This is a genomic window from Bacillota bacterium LX-D (assembly GCA_031628995.1).
Classification (GTDB): Bacteria; Bacillota; DUOV01; order DUOV01; family Zhaonellaceae; genus JAVLUO01.
The window spans coordinates 42,646-67,173 of record JAVLUO010000011.1 but is presented as its reverse complement, the minus strand read 5'-3'; the positions used below and the strand labels follow the sequence as shown (position 1 = coordinate 67,173).

The window sequence follows — 24,528 nt, the reverse complement described above, 5'->3', positions numbered from 1 at the left end:
GCGATGGACACCCTTGTCTTAGGCTAACGGTTGGCACTATCAACCCCCGTATCGGACTTTCACCGACGAGCAAGCGCCCATGCTGGGCGCACAAAAACACGGTATGTACAAATTACATACCGTGTTAGCTACTAATTTAAAATTATTTATTTTCTCTATAAAGTTTGATATAAGAATCACAGTAAATTTTCTGATTCATAATCAATTCAGCAGTAGCAGCTGTTTCAACTAAAGCATCATCGTTAGCATCAGCAATAGCAGCATCTAAACCACAAGCCATAGCCATAGCCAAGAATGTTCTATTTACTAACGGACGATCTAAGTAGTTTTGAGAAACGTTACTTAAACCTAAAACAGTCTTAGGAGCTGGATTAGCTAAAGTTTTAATTTGTTGTAAAGTTTTTAAAACTTCAGGTGAGTGATCCTGAGCTACGTTACAAGGAAGAATTAGTGGGTCAATCCAAAGGTCTTCCATAGGTAGCCCAAATTCATCAGCAGCTGCAACTAGCTCCATAGCAAAAGCTAAACGGCTATCAGAATCTTTAGGAATACCTGTTTTATCCATTGTTAAACCAATAAGTCCTGCATTGTATTTTACTGCTAATGGGAAAGCAATTTCAACTTTTTCTCTTTGAGCAGATGTGGAGTTAATTAATGCTGGTTTTTTAACAATTTTTAAACCTTCTTCAATTGCTTCAAAATTAGTAGAGTCTAAAGCTATAGGCAGTTCAGTAGCTTCCTGAACAACTTCAACAAGCCATTTCATAGCCCCTACTTTATCACTTGTAGCAGGTCCAACATTAATGTCGATGTAACGAGCACCGCCTTCTTCTTGCTTTTGTGCCCAGTATTGAACAGGCTTAGGATCCTTATTGATAATAGCTTCTTTAATGTCAGTAAACATACCGTTAACTCTTTCACCAATAATAATCATCTTCCCACTCCTCCTTTATATTGATGTTACCTTTTTTTAGTATGCATTAGATACCATTAATTGCTCAATCTGTTTTTTAACAATTTCAACAGATTTTGGATGTCTCATAAGTAAGATATGCGCTCCAGCTTGTAACAATGCGCTAGCTGTTGTGGATTCCCACATAATTCCTCTTTCTTCTTGAGGGCCCCATTCTGGATAATCTGCTTCTGAAGCACCGGCTTCTTTTGTTTTCCATGCTTCGAAACCAACCGTTGCAATAATAGGCATAGAAAGCATTTTGTCGCCTTGCAAAGCACCTAATCTTGCTCTTTCAAGAATTGAGTACGCATATTCAATACCATAACCAAGACCACCAATAGATGGGTCGATTACAATTCTATTTAATGCTAAATTCATTTCACTAATTAAGATATTTAACTGTTTACACATATTAATATCCAATGGAGAACGTGCAATAATATTATGTTTATGTACCATACATGCAGCTGTTAATGATTTATAGTTATCTGTTTCTGCGAATCCTAATAAAAGGTTTTCACCTGCAGCAGCTTCAGCAACAGCTGTCATTACTTCATGGTCTTTTTCTTCATTTTCGCAGCCTACTACAATTAAAGGAACTCCTACAGCAGCTAAAACTTCCTTAACCGTAGCTACACATTGTTCAACCGAACGATTTGCTCCATCTGGATGAGCACCATCTAATTTTAGGTAAATAAGGTCTGCACCATATTCCTCAACACATTTTTTTGCCCATGCACCGGGTTTATCTGCTACATCTGCAAAATATTTAAGTACAGCATCATTCCATTCAGGTTTGATGTCTTGAACTTCCATTGCTACAACTGGTCTATTAGGAGTAGCACCTTCAAATTGATGGAAAGGAAGGGCTGAATCACCACCAACGGTAATTGTTTTAGTTCTAGTGCCACCATTTTCACTTGTAGCTCCAAGTACTAGCTCTTGAACGGCACTTCTATTTTTTTCCTTAAGAATCTCTACCGCCATTTAAATTCTCCTTTCTTTTTCTTAAATATTTCTATTCAAGTCGATCACTTAAAATCAAAATGATACCTTATCCAAAATATTATTAACAGCTTGGACAGCAGGATTATCACTAGGTAAATTAACTAGTGCTTTGCTTTGCAGGTCGTATTCCATAAGAGTATTATCATAAGGTATCTCTCCACTTAGAACCAATCCTGTTTTAGCAATCTCTTGTTCTAAATCTTTAATTTGATTACCAGTTACTTTTGTTACGATTAAACTTATATTGTTGATAGGTGTTTTTAAACTTTGAACAAGTTCATTAATTCTTCCTGCAGATCGTATTCCTCGTGCAGAGCTATCACTGATTACAAATAAATAATCAACCCTAGGAATTGTTTTTCGGCTTATGTGTTCCAAACCAGCTTCGCTATCTATTACTACGTAGTCATAATTGGCACCTAATTGTTCAAGGTGCTTACGTAATAAGTCGTTAGCATAGCAATAACAGCCAGGTCCAGGCGGGCCACCCATGACTAAAAGGTCAACATCTTTAGTTTCTATGATAGATTGAGATAATTTATACTCAACATACATATCTTTAGTCATACCCGTAGGGACTGCTTTTGGATCTTTAACATCTGCAAGGATGTCTGATATAGTATTTCCTACATCTAAACCTAATGCTTCATTTAAATTAGAATTAGGGTCTGCATCAACTGCTAAAATAGGTTTCATGTTATGATTAATTAAATACTTAATCAGCAGTGCCGTAAAGGTTGTTTTACCAGTTCCGCCTTTACCTGCTACTGTAATATATTTGGCCACCATAGTCACTCCTAAAAATCCTAATTTGATTGAACTGAGGGGAATAAGCTCAAGTCAGTATGCGGTAGAAATAGTGCTGAAACAAATTCATCCATAAATTCATTACCTACGGATAGCTCCATGTAAGTCATTTTTCTACCTATCTCAACAGCTGCCTTCAAGGCTGATCGAGAGATCAAGGTCATATATGCACCTTTTACTGACGTGTTACCAACAAATTGATATTTTTCATGCGGTAAATCAGGTAGTAATCCAATTTCTATAGCGTCATTAATATTTAAATAATTACCGAATCCACCAGCTATATAGAACTTATCTACAATTTCCATATCAATTTGAAGGGAATTTAATAAGCATCTTATTCCTGCAAATATTGCTCCTTTAGAACGAATTAAATTTTGGATATCGCCTTCAGTGATGACAATATCATTATCTACCCCAGCTTCTTTCTCCCAAGAAATTACAAATTCCTTACCTTCTTCATTGTTTCTTATTCTATTTGTATCTTGTGTATCTGCTGTAAATCTACCTGCACGATCTAATAATCCCACATGATGGAGCTTAGCAATACAATCTATTAAGCCCGATCCGCAAATTCCAGTAGGTTTACCATCTTCGACAGTTTCATAACGTGTCTCATATGTACCAGGTGTAATCTGTATCCTTTCTATAGCACCATGCATAGCACGCATACCACATGTTATACCGCTACCTTCAAATGCAGGTCCCGCCGAACATGCACAACTAATTAACCATTCTTTATTTCCTAATACAATTTCTCCATTTGTACCAATGTCAATAAATAACGTTAATTCATCTTTCTGACTTATACCTGTATACAACACTCCAGCCACAATATCTCCACCGACATAGCTACCTACTGACGGCATACAATAAATATTGGCATTAGGTACACTTCTCAACCCTACTTCTGTTGCCTTAACAGCAGGAAATTGCGATGTAGTAGGAATATATGGTTCCAACCTAATGTATTTAGGATCAAGGCCCAAGAAAAGGTGTGTCATAATTGTATTAGCAGCAATTGTTATGGCTTTAACACCAGTACCTTCTATTCTGGTTTTTTTCAAAAGCTGGTTCGTAAGTTCATCAATTGTATTTACAACTGCATCTTGTAGTTCCTGCAAACCATTTTTTTCTTGACTATGTATAATACGTGCAATTACATCATCACCATAAACGGCTTGCTTGTTATACGTACCATTTCTATCTAGAACTTTGCCAGAACACAAATCCACTAAATAAACTACTACAGTAGTTGTCCCAATATCAATTGCTAAACCATAAATTGGTTCATCGTTAGCACCCGGCTGTAGATCAATCACCTCGACATACCCGTCTTGCTGAAGTAAGGTTACAGTTACTTGCCAGCTTGCATCCCTTAACATATGCGCTAAATTTGTTAATAGTGGCAATCCAATAATAACTTCTTCATCGCCAACTATTTTACCTAACTCACCCTTTAAGCGAATCCAATCACTAGCATTTTCATTAATGGAAGGAGGGGAGAGAGTAATTGTTACTTTCCAACATAAAGGTTCAAAAGCAAATGTACCAAGTGCATTATCATCTTCTGCGGAAAGTAACACCTGATGCTCTCCCAACCTCGCATTAACTGGTACTTCAACTGTAACATCTTCAGAAACTTCAGTTTGACACGCTAAGACCTGTTCAAACTTCTGGTCAAGAGAAATTTCTACATTGTCGGATACTCGATTGCTCATAACTTTCACAGCACACTTACCGCATGATCCTTCGCCACCGCATGGCATTTTTAGTTTTATACCAGCAATTTGTGCTGCTTCAGCTATAGTTTTGCCTTTTTCTACACTTACTGTAATATTATCAGGCAAAAAAGTAACCGAGCAAGTTATCATTTTATCTTATCTCCTACGCGAAATTAACTTTAGCAAAAGGTGTAATTCCAGATGCTTCTCTTGGTCCAACCATTACCTTCCAGCCACCAGTTGCTTCTTCAAGCTTACCGCTAAGTACTGCAACCATACCAGGTAATACTATAGTACGACTCTTAACTTGTTCTTCACCGCCGTGTTTCTTTAATACATTAGCAATTTTATCAGCTTCGAACTTACCATCAGCATAAGCAGTTAATACAGAAAGCCCATCAGTGTCAACTGCTAAGATATATGCCGGAATCTTACTAGCTTCAACTTCACCTTGTACTGTGTAGTAAGTTAAGGAGAAGTTTGTTGTAACATAGACAGGTGACTTTTCATTTACCTCACCTATCGGGCTTAGCCCTTCTTGTACTCTAATTGGTACTTGAGGATCTGTGTAGAGATTTTGTCTCCAAGCTAACAGAGGTAATACAACAGCTTTATCAGTTGTATTCATCACAACTACACTAGCATATTTACTTACATATACAGAAGCCTCTAAAGACTCTTCCAATGCATCTGTTGCGCTAGTGAATGTTAAAATTGGGAAACCAAAAGATCTAAATTTCTTTTTGATAGCCAGTCTACGAATTTGAGTGAAATCCGCAATTGCTCTAGACACATCACGTGCACCAGGATCAACAACAATTTTCTTATGACCTAATGCTACAACTTTATCTACTAATTCAGCTAAGTCATTTAAGCCGTCTGCTTTAACTACTAAAGCTACATCTTTTGCTTTAGCTAGGTTAGCCATTGCTTCATAGTTGCTACTGTTTGCACCACAAAGTAATGGATTATCTCCACCAACGACTTCTAGTGCTGCTTCAGCTGCTTTCACATCCTCAGTTACTAAAACCATGGGCAATGCGCTTGCTTCTTTAACTTTTTTAACTGCATCAGCAAATTTAGCAGCATCATTAGACTTGTTTTGTACAGCAATAAGTTGGATATTATAATCTAATCCAACCCTATTAAATTTTAAGTCATTAATTTCTTTAATGCGATTAGTTAATTCATCGTCTGCCAAATCATCGTTTACTGTGAAAGCCATGGCAGTTTCATGATAGAACTTTTTGTCATGTCTAAATAATTCTGTTTCATCACCTAATACTACTGCTAAATCACCTGTACCAACGGTGATTTTAGCAATCGGAGGAGCTGATGCAGACTCTAGATTCGCTCTTGCCTCATCAGAAACGTAAGGACAAGAATCCAGGGATGCTTTACCTCCAGCTAAGGCCATCGCAAATGCTAAGCAAGTCGGTGGCCCACATTCAGCGCAATTCTTTTTTGGTAATTGTTTGTAAATCTCTAAACCTGACAATGCCAATTTGAATCTCTCCCTTCCTAAAATATATAATTTACATCAGCGGATCCATTGTTAAGGCCGGATGTCCTTTTTCTTCAAGGAACGGTAGGATGTCTTCAGCAGATTCACCTACTGTTTCATCAGCGATTTTATCAATAAAGTCTTCACCCAAACCTTCTTCAATCGAACGCTGTATAAACTCTTCTCTTAATTGCTCTTTTAGTTCTTTAGGCATCCATACGATTCTTGCAATACCGCCGTCGGCAGGAATAAACTTCCTACTTACAATATAGCTACGGCCAATACCCAAGAATCCAGGAGTTTGCATACCACCACCAACAGTACCTGCAAGCGTGGAGAAGGTCATGCCACATGGCGTAGATCCACCATGTTCCCTTGTAGTAATCATTAAGCCATTAGCTTCCGGGACAATAGCCATAATAGCTTCAAAGCATCCACAAGATGTCATTGGTCTGTCTAAGCAAGAATAAAGGCATACTTCATCTAAGTGTCCATTTGATGCTTGATTGAAATAATCATTACAGCTTTGCCATACACCTTTAACCTCATCTATAGCTTCACCTTTAACAATAGGTTGGTTTGGACCAGCATTGTTAATCTCATAGCCAGCTTTTGCATCGAGCCACGAAACAGCACCGCAGAGACCAACACGTTCTGGTGTTACAATACAAACGTGACTTGGAGCAAAGGATTGACAAAGTATGCAAGAGTAGAATGTATCAACTGCATCGTCTGTCATACCTTTAGTTCTATCATCTCTAAATTTGTATCTTTCTCTAGCAACTTCAAGTTGCTTCAAGACTTCGTCTGGGTCATTAATAATTGTAACTTGTACTCTGTCTACAATTGCAGGGAAATCTTGTTTCATTTTAGCAATAATAATTTCCCCATAATGTCTAAATTTAAACCCTTTAGCTACAGCATCTTTACTTACACGCAGCCAGTTTAAATCTCTTTGAGCCGTGTGCCATAAGCCTTCACCATAGTTCATGCAATCGTGAATACGACGTTCTAGCACACCTTCAAAATCATCTTGCATTTTACGGCCATAAATATCCACCATCAATCCGAAATGGAGCTTTTCACCTTCAGTTATTTCATCCATTTCGCGGCCAATTACAGTGATTTTCCCGTCTTCAATTTGATCTTCCGCAACATTTCTAACAAGTTCGAAGGATGGTGTTCTACCCCCACCCATTTCAATAAACATATCGCCTTTACGAATTGTTTCACCTTCGAAAGCAGGACCAAAGTTAATTGGAATATCAATTTCAACGTTGGTTAATTTAATACCTCTAACTTCTAACGCAGTTTGTACTAATTTATCATAGTTAGGCTGTGAAATATACCAATCATTAAGTGTTTCATCAGGCTCTAGCTCTTGGTCAGTGATGACTGGGAATCCCAAGAAAATACAGCCCATTTCAGCAGCAGTTTTAACTTCGTCTCTTTCACCTAATTGAAGAACGAAAGCCAATATACGTCTGTGCTGATAATCTCTGTGTTCTTCTCTTAAACCAGGTGCAACACCACCAAAAGCCATACCAGCTCTTAAGGCGTAGTTTGCTGCATGCACAACTTGAGTGAAGTTTCCTAATGGAAACGCAATATAGTCAACACCTAATTTAACGTTTTCTTCTAATAACTGCTCAATAATTTCATCTGACAGGAAAATCATTAAGCCCTTACCCATCAAGTCATCTACTATTTTTTTTGCAGCTTTACTGTCTTTAGCTCTTCCCACAATAACTGCTTCACCAGGGATGGTCCAGTCAACCATTTTAATACCATATTTTCTGAGTATGGGGTCCCCTAAGAAGCCTGTCCAAGGCTCAACAGCCATGTTTTCTTTTCTTAAATATCTTATAGCTTCGATGATTTCTGCAGCATAAAGAGTTGATTCACCAGCTAAGAGCATATTTTCAAAGGTTAAATCAGATTTAACCTGATGACGCATTCTATTTAAGATTGGTACTAACTGACCTAATCTGGTTACTTCCTCACCACTTAATGATCTAATTACAGGGAGGAAATATGCTGTATCAGGATATCCTATTTCAGCATTTTCACCATATTCTTTTATTGCTTGATTTAACATAATCTCTGCATAGCTTAATGCGATAATAGTACCGTCATAAGCTTGTTTGAATAATTTTTTTGGTTCTTTACCTTCAATTATTGCACCTTCATAAATTTTATCAAAATCGCTCATTATTCTCCCCCTTCCCTTCCAAGAAATATTAGTATCCTTTACATATTTCAGTATCAAATTTCTTTGCTACATCATGATGTACTTGTAGCTTCCAAGTACGGTATTCTAACGCATTTAATAGTTTTTTCGCAGCAACTTCAGGATCGGTTTCAAGAATGAAATATCCACCAAATACATCATATGCAATTTGAGTAGTAACACCGTAAATCAAGTCACTACCTTCAACAGGTGGCATTGTACCTACATGCACCGGAACACCCAAGCTAACATTATAACTTCCGATTGCTACAGCTTTTTCGCTCATAGCTTCAGGAGCAGAAACTACAAACGGTACTTTTGGTGTGTCAACTCCAAGTACATTAGCCATCATTGTATAGAAATTACATAAACGAGTATTATCGACACAAGAACCCATGTGGAATGCTAAAGGTAAGTCTACTCCGTTAGCATCGCTCAAACGTTTTAAGAAGCTTTTTAAGCCAGGACCTGCATATTCATCAACACAAGCAGGATCTAAGAAACCGTGTTTTGCAAATGCTTGAGCGGAACAACCTGTTGTTAAAATCAAGACGTCATTTTTAGCCATTTCTTTCATAATTGTTAAATGGTTGTTATCTTGATAACCTTTCAGGTTATTACATCCAATAAATGCAGCTACACCTTTGATTTCTCCAGCTAAAATTGCATCTGTGACAACTTTCATAGGTTCTTCAGGATTAACTTTACTGAAGATGTCTAGAACTGCTTCTAAGCTGAAACCTGCTACAACTTTATTTTTAATATTTGGAATAGCAACTGGTCCACCCTGTCTTTCTTTATAAGCTTGAATTGCCAAACGTACAACTTCTTTTGCAGTTTCTAAAGCTTTATCTTCTTGAAAAGCAAAATGGTAAGCACCAGGTATTTTAGTATGATGTTGAGTTGTAACAATTTTAGTATTATAACATTCAGCAACTTGACGAATTGAAGGCATAATACATTGAACGTCAACAATCATGACATCAACCGCACCTGTCATCATTGCTAATTCTTGTGATGCAAAGGATGTGGCAATAGGTACACCATGACGCATTAATACTTCATTACCTGTACAACAAATACCAGATAATTTAACTCCGGTTGCGCCAGCTTCTTTAGCTTCTGCTTCCATTTCTTTAGCAGCTTGAACCATCATTTCACTTAATAAAGGATTGTGACCATGAACAATAATATTCACCTTTTCTTTTTCAAGGACACCTAAGTTTGCTTCTGTTACAACAGGTTGAGGTGTGCCGAAAAGAATGTCGGATAAATCTGTTCCAATATAACTACCATCATAGTCAGATAATGCAACTTTCAAGCCTTGGAAAATTAAGTTAACCGGATCAGCATCCATACCCATGTGGGTACCACTAATCAATTCAACAATATTACCATTGATGCTGAAAGGCATAATATTAGTGCTGGCAAATTTCTTTTTACGTCCTTCAGTAATAGAAGTAGCTACCCAAGTAGCAGGTTTGCTAGCATCTATGCGTCTGTAATCTTCTAATGCTGCATCTGCAACTTCATAAGCAATTTGTAAATCTGTTTTGCCTTCTACACTAATACCAATTTTTTCAGCAACTCTACGAAGTTTAGCTGGATCTTTGATGCTATAATCAGGTGCTTTACCTTGAGCAACTTCGTATAATGCCAATGCAATGTGCTTACCATGGTCAGAGTGGGCAGCTGCGCCACCGGCAATTAATCTAATTAGGTTTCTAGCAACAATTGTATATGCATTAGCACCACATATACCTCTGCTTCCAGGTCCATCACCTGGTTTTACACGGCAAGGACCTTGCAAACATATACGACAGCAGATTCCTTGATAACCAATTTTACATTGTGGTTGTTGAGCAACAAAGCGGTCAAAAGCAGTTTCAATATTTTTAGATTTGGCTTCTTCCAACATCGCTAATGCTGCTTCATCAACAGTACGCTCCCTAACTTTTCCCTCAGTAACTCTAGGAGTGTCTGAGGGTTTTGAAGTGAGAGTTAAATCTCTAAATCTAGGCATTACAAGAACCCCCTTTTTGAAAATAATAATTATTTAAAAATAATAATTATTAAAAATACATATAAATAACAATTGGGTGTAAAAGGTAAATTTTATATATCTTTGTTAAAAATAAGTTTTCAATAAACATATAACAAATTAAACATATAACAAATTTCTGTACTTCTAACAAAATTTCTGTATTTCAAAACTCTTAAGTTATTTTAATTGTGCTTCTTCCCTCCCTTTTAGAGTATTCCCCAAACTTTCCACCGCCTCGGTAAGCTTTTTATTTTTAACAGCTTCCCCTCTGGCTTCTAATAAAATTTCTTCCTCATATTCAATGGCTAATGCTAAGTTTTCTGGAAAGTTTTGCTTTAAGAAATTATAGTCAGCATTGCTGTGAACTTTGTTGCCTATAAATTGTATATTTTTTATGCCAAGATCATTAGCTAGTTTAGCTATGACTTTAGCTGACTGGGCACTAACTTTAGTGGGTTCTGTTACAATGAACATAATGTCAACTCCTGAAGATGTACCCCTTGTTAAATGCTCAATGCCAGCCCCCATATCTATTATAACAACTTCTTTTTTGTCTAATAAAAGTTTAGAAATAACAGCCCGTAGTACAGAATTTTCTCTGCAGTAACATGCTGTTCCGCCACTTTTTAATGCACCCATTTTTAAAAACTTGATATTATCTTTCTCCAGGACAAAGCGGTTCAATAATTCATCAACCTCAGGATTAAGTGAATAAAACGCCCCCTCGCCTGTTGTTGCCAAAAGATCTTCCCGCATATCACAGATAGGTGTTAAATTATTAATTTGTTCTTCAGGAAAATCTAATAAGGTTCCCAAACTTAAATCTGGATCTGCATCAACCGCATATACCGTATAGTTATTTCGGGCAAAAAACTTAATCAGTTCAGCAGAAAAAGTAGTTTTGCCAACTCCGCCTTTACCTGAAACGGCAATTTTCACCACAGTCACTCCTAATTATTTATTCTTAGACATATAGTACTACTTAATAGACACTATTATTATCATGTTTCTACATTAAAAAAAAAATACCCTGGTAATATATATGATTCTTTAGGAAGTATCTATCAACTTTAATTGGTACTTGTCCAAGAATAAAAAATAATATTGGAATTAAAGTGAATTTAATCTCAATGTCCAATAGTTATTTTATAATAATTTGCAGAAATATACAAACACTAATTTCAGCCATTTTTAGTTGTTTACTAGGTTTTTTTAAAAATCAGCAATACTAAGAATAATTGTTTTTGAAAACCACAATATAATAATATACTATTTGTTCTGATTTAAAAAGTATTAGTTTACTACTTTTCTAGTTTATTAATTAAATTTATTGATCAGAACTTAGAATATAGAAATATTAGGTATCATCAGTAAATAATTTATAATAAATATGCATAGTAAATATTTTTTATCAAACGTGTTGACATTTTAAAAAACTTTAGATATAATAACCATTGTCGTCGGCGGGGCGTAGCGCAGTTTGGTAGCGCATCTGGTTTGGGACCAGAGGGTCGGGGGTTCAAATCCCTCCGCCCCGACCACACAAAATTAATAAAGGCCCGTTGGTCAAGTGGTCTAAGACACCGCCCTTTCACGGCGGTAACAGGGGTTCAAATCCCCTACGGGTCACCATCAATGGCCCCGTAGCTTAGTGGTTTAAAGCGCCTGCCTGTCACGCAGGAGATCGTCGGTTCAAATCCGATCGGGGTCGCCATTTAAAAGCCGACGTAGCTCAACGGTAGAGCAGCTGACTTGTAATCAGCAGGTTGCGGGTTCAAATCCCATCGTCGGCTCCATTTTTCTTCTTTTTTAATTATATATATTTTATCTTAAAGCCGACGTAGCTCAACGGCAGAGCAGCTGACTTGTAATCAGCAGGTTGCGGGTTCAAATCCCATCGTCGGCTCCACCAAAATGGAGAGATTCCCGAGTTGGCCAAAGGGGGCAGACTGTAAATCTGCTGGCACCGCCTTCGCTGGTTCGAATCCAGCTCTCTCCACCATTTTTTTTGGGGCGTCGCCAAGTGGTAAGGCAGCGGATTTTGGATCCGCCATCCGTTGGTTCGAATCCAGCCGCCCCAGCCAAAAGAGGACCTCTGAGTAGGTTCTTTTTTTATTTATTTTTATGATATTAATTTTATAAGGGAATAACCCTACCATTGGAATGCGCGTTTTCTAACGTGTACAATGGGTAAACAATGCTAATTGATTCCCAAAAGTTCCACTTGGTACAAATAAGGCCCCATCTTTACCTACCAAAGCAGTTGCTACTCTTCCAATTCCTTCATAGTTGGGTCATCATTATAAATAGAATCACCTACTTTGGTTTTGTACATAGCTTCTCGCATTGCTTGTGTTGGTTCTATTACAGTATCGCTTCTTAAGTCAATAAATTCCATGTTAATCCACTCCTTGCTCTCTATTTTGCACTTATATCCTTATAAGTAATACAATACAAGTACAAAAAAATCTAATGTATTTTTATACATTAGATCCCTATTAAAATATGATATTATGGTGCGGCTGAAGGGACTTGAACCCCCATGAGATTGCTCTCACTAGAACCTGAATCTAGCGCGTCTGCCAATTCCGCCACAGCCGCATTACTTAAAGCAGTATTAATTATACCATATAAATTATTAATGTCAATGAAGACAAGACTAAAAAAATACCAACAAGCTAACACTTGTTGGTTAAAAGGAGGTCTATGAAGAAGTGAGTGTATAATTGTAGTATTACCTACCTGGCAAGATTAATACATATAATTATTGAGAATTTAAAGCAGATTTAAAGGCCTTTACACTAGCTTCAACGGTTCGCTCAATATCTTCATCACTATGAGCTAAGGAAATAAATCCAGCCTCAAATTGTGATGGAGCCAAATAAATGCCCTGCTCCAACATTGATTTAAAGTACGCTGTAAAAGCTGTTAAGTTAGAGGTTAGTGCTGTGTCAAAATCTACTACTGCATGGTTAGTGAAGAATGTAGTAGACATTGCTCCTACACGGTTAAATGTTACTTCTATATCTGCTTCAGTTGCTGCTTCTCGTAACCCTTTTTCTAGCTTAGCTGCTTTCTCCTCCAATTCTTCATATACTCCTGGGAGGGCCAAAAGTCGTAACGTAGTAATACCGGCTGTCATAGCTAAAGGGTTTCCAGATAGAGTACCAGCTTGATAGATGGGACCAGCTGGGGAAATATGCTCCATAATTTCTCTCTTCCCGCCAAAAGCACCTACTGGTAAGCCACCACCAATAATTTTAGCTAAGCAAGTTAAATCAGGGGTAATTCCATACCGTTCTTGAGCACCACCAAGGCTCACTCTAAAACCAGTCATGACTTCATCAAAAATCAATAAGGCACCGTATTTGGTAGTCAAATTCCTTAAGTCTTGTAAAAATCCAGGCTGAGGCGGAACGCAGCCCATATTACCTGCTACAGGCTCAATAATAACACCTGCAATATTTTCCCCATCTTTAGCAAAAATTTCTTCTAATGCCCCAATATTATTATAGGGTGCTACAATTGTGTTATTTGCAATATTCGCTGGAATGCCTGGACTAGTTGGCACACCGAAGGTTAAAGCACCAGAACCTGCCTTGATTAATAAATGGTCTGCATGTCCATGATAGCAGCCTTCGAACTTAATAATTTTATCCCTACCAGTATATCCCCGCGCTAAGCGCAAAGCACTCATTGTTGCCTCAGTTCCTGAGTTAACCATTCTAACCATTTCTATGGAAGGCATAAGTTTTGTTATTAACTCAGCCATTATAACTTCTAGTTCTGTAGGAGCGCCAAAACTCGTTCCTACTTTCGAAATGCACTTCTGTAGAGCGGTAGTAACTTCGGGATGACTATGACCCAAAATTAAGGGCCCCCAAGACCCAACATAATCTATATATTCATTTCCATCCTCATCATAAATTTTAGATCCTAAACCTTTTTTTATAAAAGGAGGATTTAATCCAACAGATTTAAATGCTCGTACAGGGCTGTTAACTCCTCCAGGCATTAATTTCTGAGCTTTTTGAAATAATTCCTGAGATTTAACTAACTTCATTATCCTGCCCCCTTTTATTTTTCCTTAAGCCAGCGTGCCACATCCTTAGCAAAATAAGTAATAATCATACTTGCACCTGCTCTACGCATTCCAAGTAAAGTTTCTAGAACAACTTTTTTTTCATCAATCCAGCCTTGTTGTGCAGTTGCTTTAATCATTGAATATTCTCCGCTTACATTATAACAAGCTAGAGGGTAATTAAAATTATCATGAACTAGCCTGATAATATCCAAATAGGCTAAAGCTGGTTTGACCATAATAATATCCGCACCTTCTTGAATGTCAAGTTCAACTTCCCGCAATGCTTCTTCCCGATTGGCAGGGTCCATTTGATAACTTTTACGATCGCCAAATTGAGGAGTAGATTCTGCAGCATCTCTGAAAGGGCCATAATAAGCTGAAGCATATTTTGCGGAATAGGCCATAATAGGAATATCCTTATAGCCGTGCTCATCTAAACGTTGTCGAATAGCTTTGACTCTACCGTCCATCATATCTGATGGCGCAACCATATCTGCCCCAGCTTGGACATGGGAAAGAGCTGTTTTAGCAAGAAGGTCCAGGCTTTCGTCATTAATTACTTGCCCGTTCTTAACTACACCGCAATGGCCATGGTCGGTAAATTCGCAGAGGCAAACATCAGTAATAACTAGTAAGTGGGGAAATTCTTTTTTTAATGCTCTAATTGCCTGTTGCACAATTCCATTCTCTGAATATGCTTCTTTGCCCAAAGGGTCTTTCACGTCAGGAATACCAAATAAAATAACTGACTGGATTCCTAAACTTACAACTTCTCTAACCTCTATTAACAGTTCATCGACTGATAATTGGCTAACGCCAGGCATAGATTTTATAGGATTCCTAACTTTTTTCCCCCCAATAACAAATACTGGGTAAATTAAATTTTTTAGTTGTAACTCTGTTTCCCGTACAAGGTTGCGTAATGTTTCAGTTTTACGTAACCTTCTAGGTCTATAAATAGGATATTCAGGCATAATATAACCCCCAATAAAATATTTTGCTTTACCTTACTTAGACTTAACTAATGCCTGTACTAAACCTTCGATTGTATATTCAGATGCTACAATATGGACATCTAATCCAAAATCTTTGGCAGTTTGCGCAGTTATAGGACCGATACAGGCAATTTTCGGCTTATTTAATAAATCTAATTTTTGGCCTTGCGGTAGGGTTTCAATAAAATTTCTAACTGTAGATGAGCTTGTAAAGGTAATAATATCAATTTGATTATTCTCAAATAACTCAAGTAACATTGGTAAGTTATTTTCAGATCTAACAGTTCTATAAACAGCCACTTCTGTAATCTCTGCCCCTATCTTTTTCAAGGCTTCAGGCAGCACTTTGCGTGCAATGTCAGCCCGCGGTAATAACACTTTATCCCCTTCTGTTATTTTATCTTGTAAACCAGCAATAACTGCTTCCGCTACAAATTCCTCAGGTACATATTCAACACATAAACCATAGTTTTCTAAAGCTTCAGAAGTTTTGGGGCCAATAGCACAAATGTTGATGCCGTAAAGACTCCTGATGTCCATTTTTAAATCCCGCAGACGTTTAAAGAATGCTCGAACACCATTGGCACTAGTAAATATAATCCATTTATAGCTTGCAATATTCTCTAGCTCTTGATCTAATAGAGAATAGTCTGCAGGGGGAGTAATTTCAATTGTAGGGAATTCAACGACTTCCGCACCTAGTTGTTCTAAACAGTTTGTTAAAGCACTAGCTTGTTCTCGGGATCTAGTAACAACAATTCTTTTGCCAAATAGAGGTTTTTGCTCAAACCACTGCAGTTTATCTCTTAAGGTAACTACTTCACCCACAATAATAATTGCAGGATTTTTAAAGCCAACTTTTTCAGCTTTTGCTACTATATCAGATAAAGTACCGACTAAAGTTTCTTGCTCCGGCCTTGTCCCCCACCTGATTAAAGCTACAGGAGTATCAGCCGATCTTCCATTAGTTACTAATTTATGTACAATTTTAGGTAAATTTGCCATACCCATTAAAAAAACAAGTGTACCCATGCCAGTAGCAATTTTATCCCAGGAAATACTTGAATCTTCTTTAGTTGGATCTTCATTACCTGTCACAATACCAATAGTTGATGTACAATTGCGGTGAGTTACAGGTATGCCTGCATAAGCAGGAACAGCTATGGCTGAAGTTATTCCAGGCACAATTTCAAATTGCACTCCATTTTCCTGAAGTATTTCTGCTTCTTCTCCACCCCTACCAAAAACAAAGGGATCCCCTCCCTTTAGTCTGGTAACTATTTTCCCTTCTAAAGCCTTCTTTAATAATAGTTCATTTATCTCTTCTTGACGTAAGGTATGCCTTTCAGGCGATTTACCTACGTAAATAAGTTCTGCATCAGAGCGAACATAACCAAGTAATTTTTTCCCTACTAGGCGGTCATATACTACAACATCTGCTTTCTGTATACATTGCTGTCCTTTAATTGTTAAAAGTCCTGGGTCCCCTGGACCAGCACCAACTAAATATACATATCCTTTATTTGCCACTATTCTCAATCTCCCGTCTCACATCATTTAAAATAACATCTGCCCCTTTTTGCAGTAATTTCTCTGCCAAACACTGACCAATTTTTTCAGGTTGAGCGCTTAAACCTGTGACTTTATCTCTAATAATTTTTTTACCATCTAAACTAGCTACTAATCCAACCAAAGATAATTCATTTCCAACTATTTCACCAAAAGCACCAATTGGTATTTGACATCCTCCTTCTAGAGTTTTTAAAAAAGCACGTTCTGCTTCAATTGCTAAAGAAGATTCGGAATGAGCGATTTTTTGAGTAATATTATAAATTTCTTCATCATCGGACCGTATTTCAACTCCAATGGAACCTTGTCCAACAGCTGGGAGACAAATATGGTTTGGTATAACTTGAGTAATAAGGTGTTCGAAACCCATTCTTTTGACACCAGCAGCCGCTAAAATAATTGCTTCGAACCCTTCTTGTTCTAATTTTGAAATTCTAGTATTAAGGTTGCCTCTTAAATCTTCAATTTTTAAATCTGGCCTATAATTTAAAAGCTGTGATTTTCTGCGTAAACTACTAGTTCCAACTTTAGCTCCTTTAGGTAAAGAATCTAAGCTGTAGTTTTTAAGGGATAATACTACATCTCTTGAATCGGTACGCTCACAAATTGCACCAATTTTTAACCCTAGTGGAAGCACTGTTGGCAAGTCTTTCATGCTATGGACGGCTAAATCAATTTCTTTGTTCAACATAGCCATTTCTATTTCTTTAGTAAATAGTCCTTTATCGCCAATTTTAGCTAAGGCAACATCTAAAATTTTATCTCCTTGTGTTTTAATTTTTTTAATTCTAAAAGTGTATTCTGGGTTTCTAGCACGTAATCGTTCAACAACCCAATTAGTCTGCCATAATGCCAAAGCGCTTTCCCTAGTTCCAATTACTATCTCCCGCACTCTTCTCCCCCCAATTTATTGGTGCTACTTAAGTTTAAGTTTCTTTTTTATATTAACCTGGTTTGTTGGTGGTAAATCTTGAACATCTAAATTAAAAAGATTTTGCAACACTTCCGTATATAAATGACCTTGTTGAGTTGACGCATAATTCTTTAAATTAACAATTGGATCATGTACTAATTGATTAACAATAGAATTAGCCATGGAAGCTATAATATTTTTTTCCTTTTCTGTCAGTGAAGATAAACGGCGTAAGGCTCTTGCAAGTTCTTGCTCCTTTATTTTTATAGCTTTTCTTTTTAAAGATATAACTGTAGGAACAACAAACAAAGAATTTAACCAATCAAAAAAAACATTTATCTCTTCACTAATAATATTTTCTGCAATTATAGCAATTTGCTTTCTTTCTTCTAAATTCTGCTCAACTACATCGTGTAAATCATCAATGTCATATAACCTAACTAATGGAATTTCTGCTACCTGGGGATCAATATCTCTAGGTACGGCTATATCAACTAAAAGAATAGCCTCAGACCTATCTGCCAGCATAATTTCCAATTCTTGTTTTTTGAGTATATAGTGAGGGGCTGAAGTACAACTAATTAAAATATCAGATGTAGGTAAGTAATTGTTTAGTTCGTCAAATCTTACAGCTATTCCACCAAATTCTCCTGCTAAATTACATGCTTTTTCATAAGAACGATTTGTAACTAATACGGTTGAAACACCATTTGCTACTAAATATCTAACTGTTAACTCGCTCATTTTGCCCGCACCCATTACTAAGACTGTACGTCCATTCAAGTTACCAAAGTATTTTTTGGCGAGTTCAACAGCAGCATAACTTATAGAAACAGCACTCTGATCAATTTTAGTTTCTGTTCGAACTCTTTTGCCAACAGAAATAGCTTGTTGGAAAAGATTATTCAAAACACCGTTTGTTGAACCATAATTACAGGCTTCCAAATACGCTTCTCTTACCTGCCCTAAAATTTGAGTTTCACCTAATATCATAGAATCTAAACCAGCAGCAACATTAAACAAATGCTTAACAGCATCATAATCATTAAACACATATAAATACTCTTTTAAATTTTCTACTTGTAAACTACAACTTAGACTTAACAATGAATAAATTTCTAGTAATCCAAGCTCAATATCACTAACAGATGCATATACTTCAGTTCTATTGCAGGTAGAAAGGATAGCACATCCATTAATATAACCACATTTTTTTAATTGGTCTAGGGCTGTTGATAATTCTGAATGTGAAAAAGATAACTTTTCTCTTACTTCCACAGGTGCTGTTTTATGGTTCAACCCAACTACAACGATATACATTGCTTAGCTCTCTCCTTAGCAAGTTGATCTTGTCCTGTTTTGAGTAAGTCCAAAATATCACTATCAACTAATTTTTTAAATATTTCCGCACGTTTTTTTTGTTCAGGGATATTTTCAATAACTGTTTTACGCATTTCCTCCATTAAATCAAGATATTTTATATATTCTTCCCCAAACTGACTTTCTAACTGTTGCCTAATCTTTTTAGAGAGAGCAGGACTATGCCCCCCGGTAGATATACTGATACATAAGTCTCCTCTACGTATGGCAGCCGGCACAATAAAATTACCACTGTCAGGGCTGTCTACTACATTTACTAAAATGTTACGTTTAGAACATTCGGCAGCGATAGCTAAATTAAGTTCTGTATTTCCAGTTGCACAAATAACAATAAACGGTAAACCCAAATCTTTAGGATTGTATTCCCTAGGTATATAACTAATCTTATGGTTTTTTACAAGATATTGTAATTTCTCAGTTATTGTAGGACTAATTAAAACAATTTCAGCATCGCATTCTAATAAAGAAAAAACTTTACGTTGCGCAACTTCTCCGCCACCGATTACTAGGCATTTTTTTTGCGTTAAATCTAGTAAGACTGGAAAATACTTAATCAATGCTTGCACTCACCATCTTTCTTCAACCATAACTATTTAATTATATCAAAATTATAACGTAAAAGCATTGCCTGATTGTAGAGGTATTGCTTCAGAACAATTGCAAAGTTTAACTTTTTCTACAAATTCTTGTACATTTTGAGTAATTAAAGAAAAAGTATTATAATGCATTGGAATAACAACTTTAGGACGTAAAAACTCAACTGCCTGTACTGCATCATCAATTCCCATTGTAAAATTATCCCCAATAGGTAAAAGTGCAACGTCAATATTGTAGTTTTTGCCAATTAACTGCATATCTCCAAAAAGTCCCGTATCTCCAGCATGATAAACGGTTTTCCCCTCTAATTCTAAAATAAATCCACAGGGGTTTCCTGTATATATTATGTTTTTATCTTCTATCACAGCTGAACCATGTAAAGCTTGAGTCAACTTAACTTTGCCAAAAGAAAAGCGGTTAGCTCCTCCAATATGCATCCCATGAGTTCTAACCCCAAAATTATTGCAGTAGCTAGCCAATTCAAATGGAGCAATAAGTAGCGCATTGTTATTTCGGGCAATATAAATAGCATCGCCTAAATGGTCACTATGCCCATGGGTAACTAGAACTGCGGAAACATTTATCTCTTCTGGTCTAACCTTTGCCTGAGGGTTATTATTAAGCCAGGGATCAATTATAATATTATCTTGAGCTAAGCATATTTCAAAACATGAATGCCCATGGAAAACTAATTTCATGTTAATCTCCCCATCTAAAAGTGATATTACCATTATTATAATTAATTTAATATCTAAGCGAAAGTTTAAAGGTAAATTTATAGATCGAGTAAGGTAAAGCCAAAATAATTTGCTTCGGCTTTATCCTTCTCACAGAACCGTACGTACGGGCCTCGTATACGGCTCCTGATAGACCTCAGTCACTTCTCGTAGAAGTGAGACAAAACGCCGACATTTTATGTTTCCAAATCAATTAACCCTATTCCTTAAACCAACTGTTTGGTAAGGCCATACTTATCAATGGGTTTGCGGAGTTATGCCAGGTTGTCATAGATATTTTCTCAAACTGGTATTCTTCTCAGCCACTCATCCATTGTTTTGCAAGAGTTCCCAAATCTGCAATGCTAAAGTAATTAGCCCATCCTGTTATGCACTGTTTTAGCTTTAACATTCTTTGCTCCATACTCATAGCGTTGCTTCTGCCTTTAGCTTTTTTAGTTTTTGCTTAAATTTCTTAACGGGCTTCGGGTGCACTCTTATTCCACCCTTTTTATGGTAAAAGGAAAAACTTAAGAATTAAGTTTCCAAGGTCTATCCACTGTGCTTTTCTTTTTATTGACCTTGAGTTTTAACTCTCCTTCAATGAATTTAGTGATGCTTGCCATTACTCTGTTTGCTGCTTTACGACTTTTAACGTAGATGTTACAGTCGTCTGCATAACGGCAGAATTTCAGGCCTCTTGTTTCAAGTTCTTTATCCAGAGCTTTGCCGCCGGCTTCCTTTAGATTCCACCTCACGATGGACACCCTTGTCTTAGGCTAACGGTTGGCACTATCAACCCCCGTATCGGACTTTCACCGACAAGCAAGCGCCCATGCCGAGCGCACCAACTAAAAAGACTAAAAGTCAAAACTTTTAGTCTTTCTCAGCCATGGTTGCTGCAGTTTCCTCAAGATATGGAGAAGTTAGGTTAAATTTTAACTCTGCTAAATATTTACTAAAGCTAGGAGTTAAATCTTCACGTTGTAAAGCGAATTCAATTGTTGCCATTAAAAATCCTAGCTTGTCGCCTATATCATATCTGCGTCCTAAAAATTCATATCCGTAAATAGGCTGAGTTTTACATAACTCCTTTAGTGCATCAGTAAGCTGGATTTCACCGCCTGAACCTGGAGGAGTTTGTTCTAAGATTGAAAAAATTTCTGGCTGGATAATATACCTACCCATTACAGCTAAACTTGAGGGAGCTTCCTCCGCTTTTGGTTTCTCTACTAAATTAGTTACTCGGTGCAATCCTTTTTTTATAAATTGCGCATCTAAAATACCGTATTTATTTACCTCTTCTGCTGATACTTCTTTGATACCTAAAATGGTTCCTCCTAACTGATCATGAATTTCTAACATTTGTTTTAAACAGGGAATTTTACTTGAAATAATATCATCACCTAAGAGAACAGCAAATGGTTCATTTCCTATGAATTTACGAGCACAATAAACCGCGTGTCCTAGTCCTTTGGTTTCCTTCTGTCTAATATAGTGAATATCTGCCATTTCGGATATTTCTACAACTTGATTTAAAAGCTTAGTGGAGTTTTTTCCCTTGAGCTGAATTTCTAGTTCAATTGAGCGATCAAAATGATCTTCTATAGCTCTTTTATTACGGCCTGTTACAATAAGTATATCTTCAATACCCGACGCTACAGCTTCCTCAACAATATATTGAATAGCTGGCTTGTCAACAATTGGTAACATTTCCTTAGGTTGTGCTTTTGTCGCAGGTAGAAACCTCGTTCCCAGCCCAGCAGCTGGTATTATTGCTTTTTTGACTTTCACTTTCTAACCCCCTACACTACTATTTTAAGGCCAAAAGCAGTAAAATAAAAAAAAATCAGCATATTAATGTCAACGTAATATAATTTATTCAAAAACAATATGTCTCATTACTTAAAAAAGTTTTTCTTATAATTTCTTTACTAGATAATAATGTTCGTAAATCTCACTTGTTTCTTGACACATTTTTTCTCGACTAAAATTTTTTAGAACCTTTTGCAATGCATTATGAGCTAGATAAGCTGCTAAATTTTTATTGTTAAGTAAATTGATAATTTGATTTGCCCCTTCAATTACATTTCCTTTCGAAAAAAGGAGACCTGTTTTTCCATGTTCAATTAATTCAGGAAGTCCGCCAACATTTGAAGCAACAATTGCCCTTTGTGCTAACATTGCTTCTAAAGCAGTTACAGATAAACCTTCGTTTAATGAAGGTATAACAACTATTTTAAATTGAGAAAGCAAATCGGCAACATCATTTCTATAACCCAAGAAAAATATTTTTTCCTCTAAATCATATTCCTTAACTTGCAATTTTAAATTATTTTTCTCTGGGCCATCACCAATAATATAAAACCTGGCAAGTGGGAATAAATTTGCAATTATTTTAGACATCTGTATAAATAAATGTACACCTTTTTCAGGTATGAGGCGCGCAATCACAACAATATTTTGAAACGAAGGGTCAATTAAATTTTCTAGAAGTATAATTCGTTTTCGTTGAATTCTAGTATCTATTCCATTATATATCGTGGTAACCTTTTTAGGCAAAATTCCTTCATTTTTAATAATATCTTCCGCTAAAGCCTGGGAAACGGCAATAAAATGATCAGTACCGGTAGCTAATTTTTTTTGCAAATTTCTAACCAATAATTTTGTTATGCTATTATTTAAGTTATTATAAATAAAATTATGAGCAGTTGTTATTACAATTGGGGTTTTTACCATTCGGGCAGCAATACGTCCTAGTAAACTTGCTTTAAAGCCATGGGTATGGATAATTTGAATATGGTACTGTCTCAAAAAATGAGCAATTTCATGTACAACCTTATAATCTAACGGTAAATTCAAATTGCCCGTTATCCCACAGGACAATAACTGTACATTTTGTTTCGGTAAATGGGGAATAAAATCTTGGATATTTGGAGTAGCTAAATATATATTATATTTTTCTTCTTCTAATCCATTGCAAAGATTTATAAGATGAGTTTTAATGCCACCTGCCACTGGCCTTACTAAATATAAAAGATTAATTTTATTCATTTAATCCACCGATTAATTTTTTTATTTAAAGTAATTCTTTCTCAAAAAAGTGGTTTTAATGCTAAAAAATACTCCTATGGTAGTAGGAGTATTTTTTAGCATTAATTATTGGTCAAACTGAAGATGTTTTTCCATTATATCAGTAAAGTCAGTAATTTCAATATTTGAATCTAAAAATGAATAAACAAAGTCGACTTCATCATAATTCTTTAAAGTTTGTTCGTAATGTAAGATATTTTCATGTAGGTTCTGATACAGCTTTTTTAGGACCTCAAGGTCAGTAATTTCACCTAAAAATTCATCTACATTCCCGTTGATCATTAAAAATTCAGCTTTGTAGGTTAAAGGATGTTTCCAAAATATCATTTTCTGTGCATCATACCCAGCTCTGATTTCTAGGCTATACGTGACATCTTTTTGTGGGATTTCAAGCAAAAAAGTATCATCATCATTAAATATTAAAGATATTTCAAAATCATTTTTTTCGGCTGTATACTTATTCTCTCCTGAAATTATCCTATAACCCTTATTAGAAAAATAGCTGTAAAAATCATTAATTAATTTCTGTAATAATTCTTGCTTTTTTAAATTGTTCTTTTCGCTTACCTCTCTACACAATTCGTTAAATTTTTTAAATATACTTTTAAATTCATTTTTTAAGCTGTTAATTTCCATCAGTTCCTTACCCCTTTATTATAATCCATTTAATATATTGTTAATAAATAACATTAATTATACTAATGTTAACAAAACATATTTAGCAAGTAAAACAAAAAAGCCTCTCATTTCGAGAGGAGTTTCGCAAAAAATAAATTTTGCTATAAAAGTATTTGGTCGGAGCGACACGATTTGAACGTGCGACCTCTACCACCCCAAGGTAGCGCTCTACCAAACTGAGCCACGCCCCGAACAAATTATATTTTACTATCTTGTAATAATAATGTCAAG

At 36.2% G+C, this 24,528-nt stretch carries 18 protein-coding genes, 9 tRNA genes and 2 pseudogenes; 7 read left to right on the top strand and 22 right to left on the bottom strand.

Features of this window, described 5'->3' with window-relative positions; translation table 11 throughout:
- Positions 1–142 precede the first annotated feature (142 nt).
- The 8 genes from RDV78_09600 to RDV78_09565 form a co-directional block, all read right to left on the bottom strand.
- Entirely contained in the window at positions 143–934 is a 792-nt protein-coding gene (locus RDV78_09600; GenBank protein ID MDS1030708.1) for a methyltetrahydrofolate cobalamin methyltransferase, read from the bottom strand.
- 36 nt (positions 935–970) lie between these two features.
- Positions 971–1,942, bottom strand: a complete 972-nt coding sequence (cdhD, locus tag RDV78_09595) for a CO dehydrogenase/acetyl-CoA synthase subunit delta (GenBank protein ID MDS1030707.1) — start codon at positions 1,940–1,942, stop codon at positions 971–973.
- Positions 1,943–1,996: 54 nt separating this feature from the next.
- Positions 1,997–2,749: an AAA family ATPase gene (locus RDV78_09590; GenBank protein MDS1030706.1), complete on the bottom strand. Its 753-nt coding sequence runs from the start codon at positions 2,747–2,749 to the stop codon at positions 1,997–1,999.
- Positions 2,750–2,769: 20 nt separating this feature from the next.
- Positions 2,770–4,644, bottom strand: coding sequence for an ASKHA domain-containing protein (locus RDV78_09585; GenBank protein MDS1030705.1), 1,875 nt, complete (start codon positions 4,642–4,644; stop codon positions 2,770–2,772).
- Positions 4,645–4,657: 13 nt separating this feature from the next.
- On the bottom strand, positions 4,658–5,998 hold the full coding sequence (acsC, locus tag RDV78_09580; GenBank protein ID MDS1030704.1) for an acetyl-CoA decarbonylase/synthase complex subunit gamma: 1,341 nt from the start codon (positions 5,996–5,998) through the stop codon (positions 4,658–4,660).
- 31 nt (positions 5,999–6,029) lie between these two features.
- Positions 6,030–8,210, bottom strand: coding sequence for an acetyl-CoA decarbonylase/synthase complex subunit alpha/beta (acsB, locus tag RDV78_09575; GenBank protein ID MDS1030703.1), 2,181 nt, complete (start codon positions 8,208–8,210; stop codon positions 6,030–6,032).
- 28 nt (positions 8,211–8,238) lie between these two features.
- Positions 8,239–10,251: an anaerobic carbon-monoxide dehydrogenase catalytic subunit gene (gene cooS / locus RDV78_09570; GenBank protein ID MDS1030702.1), complete on the bottom strand. Its 2,013-nt coding sequence runs from the start codon at positions 10,249–10,251 to the stop codon at positions 8,239–8,241.
- 198 nt (positions 10,252–10,449) lie between these two features.
- Positions 10,450–11,211, bottom strand: coding sequence for a P-loop NTPase (locus RDV78_09565; GenBank protein MDS1030701.1), 762 nt, complete (start codon positions 11,209–11,211; stop codon positions 10,450–10,452).
- A 525-nt stretch (positions 11,212–11,736) separates the two neighbouring features.
- Between RDV78_09565 and RDV78_09560 the strand changes: the two genes are divergently transcribed.
- From RDV78_09560 to RDV78_09530, 7 genes are all read left to right on the top strand, one after another.
- Positions 11,737–11,813, top strand: a tRNA-Pro gene (locus tag RDV78_09560).
- 15 nt (positions 11,814–11,828) lie between these two features.
- A tRNA-Glu gene (locus RDV78_09555) sits at positions 11,829–11,904 on the top strand.
- 5 nt (positions 11,905–11,909) lie between these two features.
- Positions 11,910–11,986: transfer RNA gene (locus tag RDV78_09550), tRNA-Asp, on the top strand.
- A 7-nt stretch (positions 11,987–11,993) separates the two neighbouring features.
- A tRNA-Thr gene (locus tag RDV78_09545) sits at positions 11,994–12,068 on the top strand.
- Between the two features lie 38 nt (positions 12,069–12,106).
- A tRNA-Thr gene (locus tag RDV78_09540) sits at positions 12,107–12,181 on the top strand.
- Positions 12,182–12,188: 7 nt separating this feature from the next.
- Positions 12,189–12,274, top strand: a tRNA-Tyr gene (locus tag RDV78_09535).
- Positions 12,275–12,281: 7 nt separating this feature from the next.
- Positions 12,282–12,356: transfer RNA gene (locus RDV78_09530), tRNA-Gln, on the top strand.
- Positions 12,357–12,449: 93 nt separating this feature from the next.
- On the opposite strand, the pseudogene RDV78_09525 reads toward RDV78_09530, so the two are convergent.
- The 14 genes and pseudogenes from RDV78_09525 to RDV78_09460 all read right to left on the bottom strand — a co-directional run bounded on the left by RDV78_09525 (position 12,450) and on the right by RDV78_09460 (position 24,488).
- A pseudogene (locus RDV78_09525) lies at positions 12,450–12,670 on the bottom strand (beta-eliminating lyase-related protein).
- Positions 12,671–12,786: 116 nt separating this feature from the next.
- Positions 12,787–12,873, bottom strand: a tRNA-Leu gene (locus RDV78_09520).
- A 163-nt stretch (positions 12,874–13,036) separates the two neighbouring features.
- Positions 13,037–14,335, bottom strand: a complete 1,299-nt coding sequence (gene hemL, locus RDV78_09515) for a glutamate-1-semialdehyde 2,1-aminomutase (protein MDS1030700.1) — start codon at positions 14,333–14,335, stop codon at positions 13,037–13,039.
- Between the two features lie 14 nt (positions 14,336–14,349).
- Positions 14,350–15,330 (bottom strand): porphobilinogen synthase, encoded by a 981-nt coding sequence (gene hemB / locus RDV78_09510; protein MDS1030699.1) that lies wholly within the window; start codon positions 15,328–15,330, stop codon positions 14,350–14,352.
- Between the two features lie 33 nt (positions 15,331–15,363).
- Positions 15,364–16,881 carry a uroporphyrinogen-III C-methyltransferase gene (gene cobA / locus RDV78_09505; GenBank protein ID MDS1030698.1) on the bottom strand — a complete coding sequence of 506 codons (1,518 nt, stop codon included), beginning with the start codon at positions 16,879–16,881 and terminating at the stop codon, positions 15,364–15,366.
- On the bottom strand, positions 16,871–17,812 hold the full coding sequence (hemC, locus tag RDV78_09500) for a hydroxymethylbilane synthase (protein ID MDS1030697.1): 942 nt from the start codon (positions 17,810–17,812) through the stop codon (positions 16,871–16,873). Before hemC ends, cobA begins: the two co-directional genes overlap by 11 nt.
- A gap of 24 nt (positions 17,813–17,836) precedes the next feature.
- Complete coding sequence (gene hemA / locus RDV78_09495; GenBank protein ID MDS1030696.1) at positions 17,837–19,153, bottom strand: glutamyl-tRNA reductase; 1,317 nt, start codon at positions 19,151–19,153, stop codon at positions 17,837–17,839.
- Positions 19,138–19,770: a bifunctional precorrin-2 dehydrogenase/sirohydrochlorin ferrochelatase gene (locus tag RDV78_09490; GenBank protein MDS1030695.1), complete on the bottom strand. Its 633-nt coding sequence runs from the start codon at positions 19,768–19,770 to the stop codon at positions 19,138–19,140. The genes hemA and RDV78_09490 overlap by 16 nt, the downstream gene beginning before the upstream one ends.
- A 51-nt stretch (positions 19,771–19,821) precedes the next feature.
- Positions 19,822–20,508 (bottom strand): metal-dependent hydrolase, encoded by a 687-nt coding sequence (locus RDV78_09485; GenBank protein ID MDS1030694.1) that lies wholly within the window; start codon positions 20,506–20,508, stop codon positions 19,822–19,824.
- 361 nt (positions 20,509–20,869) lie between these two features.
- Positions 20,870–21,248, bottom strand: a pseudogene (locus RDV78_09480) (group II intron maturase-specific domain-containing protein).
- Positions 21,249–21,402: 154 nt separating this feature from the next.
- The gene (gene galU, locus RDV78_09475; GenBank protein MDS1030693.1) at positions 21,403–22,320 is read right to left on the bottom strand and encodes a UTP--glucose-1-phosphate uridylyltransferase GalU; all 918 of its coding nucleotides are present in this window, start codon (positions 22,318–22,320) and stop codon (positions 21,403–21,405) included.
- A 126-nt stretch (positions 22,321–22,446) separates the two neighbouring features.
- Positions 22,447–23,580 (bottom strand): glycosyltransferase, encoded by a 1,134-nt coding sequence (locus RDV78_09470; GenBank protein MDS1030692.1) that lies wholly within the window; start codon positions 23,578–23,580, stop codon positions 22,447–22,449.
- Between the two features lie 105 nt (positions 23,581–23,685).
- Positions 23,686–24,255: a hypothetical protein gene (locus RDV78_09465; protein ID MDS1030691.1), complete on the bottom strand. Its 570-nt coding sequence runs from the start codon at positions 24,253–24,255 to the stop codon at positions 23,686–23,688.
- Between the two features lie 156 nt (positions 24,256–24,411).
- Positions 24,412–24,488 (bottom strand) — tRNA-Pro (locus RDV78_09460).
- Between the last annotated feature and the right edge of the window lie 40 nt (positions 24,489–24,528).

Excerpts from the sequence above, each read along its gene's own strand:
- hemB (MDS1030699.1), bottom strand. The coding sequence starts at position 15,330 with ATGCCTGAATATCCTATTTATAGACCTAGAAGGTTACGTAAAACTGAA.
- RDV78_09585 (MDS1030705.1), bottom strand. The coding sequence starts at position 4,644 with ATGATAACTTGCTCGGTTACTTTTTTGCCTGATAATATTACAGTAAGT.
- RDV78_09485 (MDS1030694.1), bottom strand. The coding sequence starts at position 20,508 with ATGAAATTAGTTTTCCATGGGCATTCATGTTTTGAAATATGCTTAGCT.
- hemA (MDS1030696.1), bottom strand. The coding sequence starts at position 19,153 with ATGTATATCGTTGTAGTTGGGTTGAACCATAAAACAGCACCTGTGGAA.
- acsB (MDS1030703.1), bottom strand. The coding sequence starts at position 8,210 with ATGAGCGATTTTGATAAAATTTATGAAGGTGCAATAATTGAAGGTAAA.
- RDV78_09600 (MDS1030708.1), bottom strand. The coding sequence starts at position 934 with ATGATTATTATTGGTGAAAGAGTTAACGGTATGTTTACTGACATTAAA.
- RDV78_09470 (MDS1030692.1), bottom strand. The coding sequence starts at position 23,580 with ATGAATAAAATTAATCTTTTATATTTAGTAAGGCCAGTGGCAGGTGGC.
- cdhD (MDS1030707.1), bottom strand. The coding sequence starts at position 1,942 with ATGGCGGTAGAGATTCTTAAGGAAAAAAATAGAAGTGCCGTTCAAGAG.
- hemL (MDS1030700.1), bottom strand. The coding sequence starts at position 14,335 with ATGAAGTTAGTTAAATCTCAGGAATTATTTCAAAAAGCTCAGAAATTA.
- RDV78_09465 (MDS1030691.1), bottom strand. The coding sequence starts at position 24,255 with ATGGAAATTAACAGCTTAAAAAATGAATTTAAAAGTATATTTAAAAAA.
- cooS (MDS1030702.1), bottom strand. The coding sequence starts at position 10,251 with ATGCCTAGATTTAGAGATTTAACTCTCACTTCAAAACCCTCAGACACT.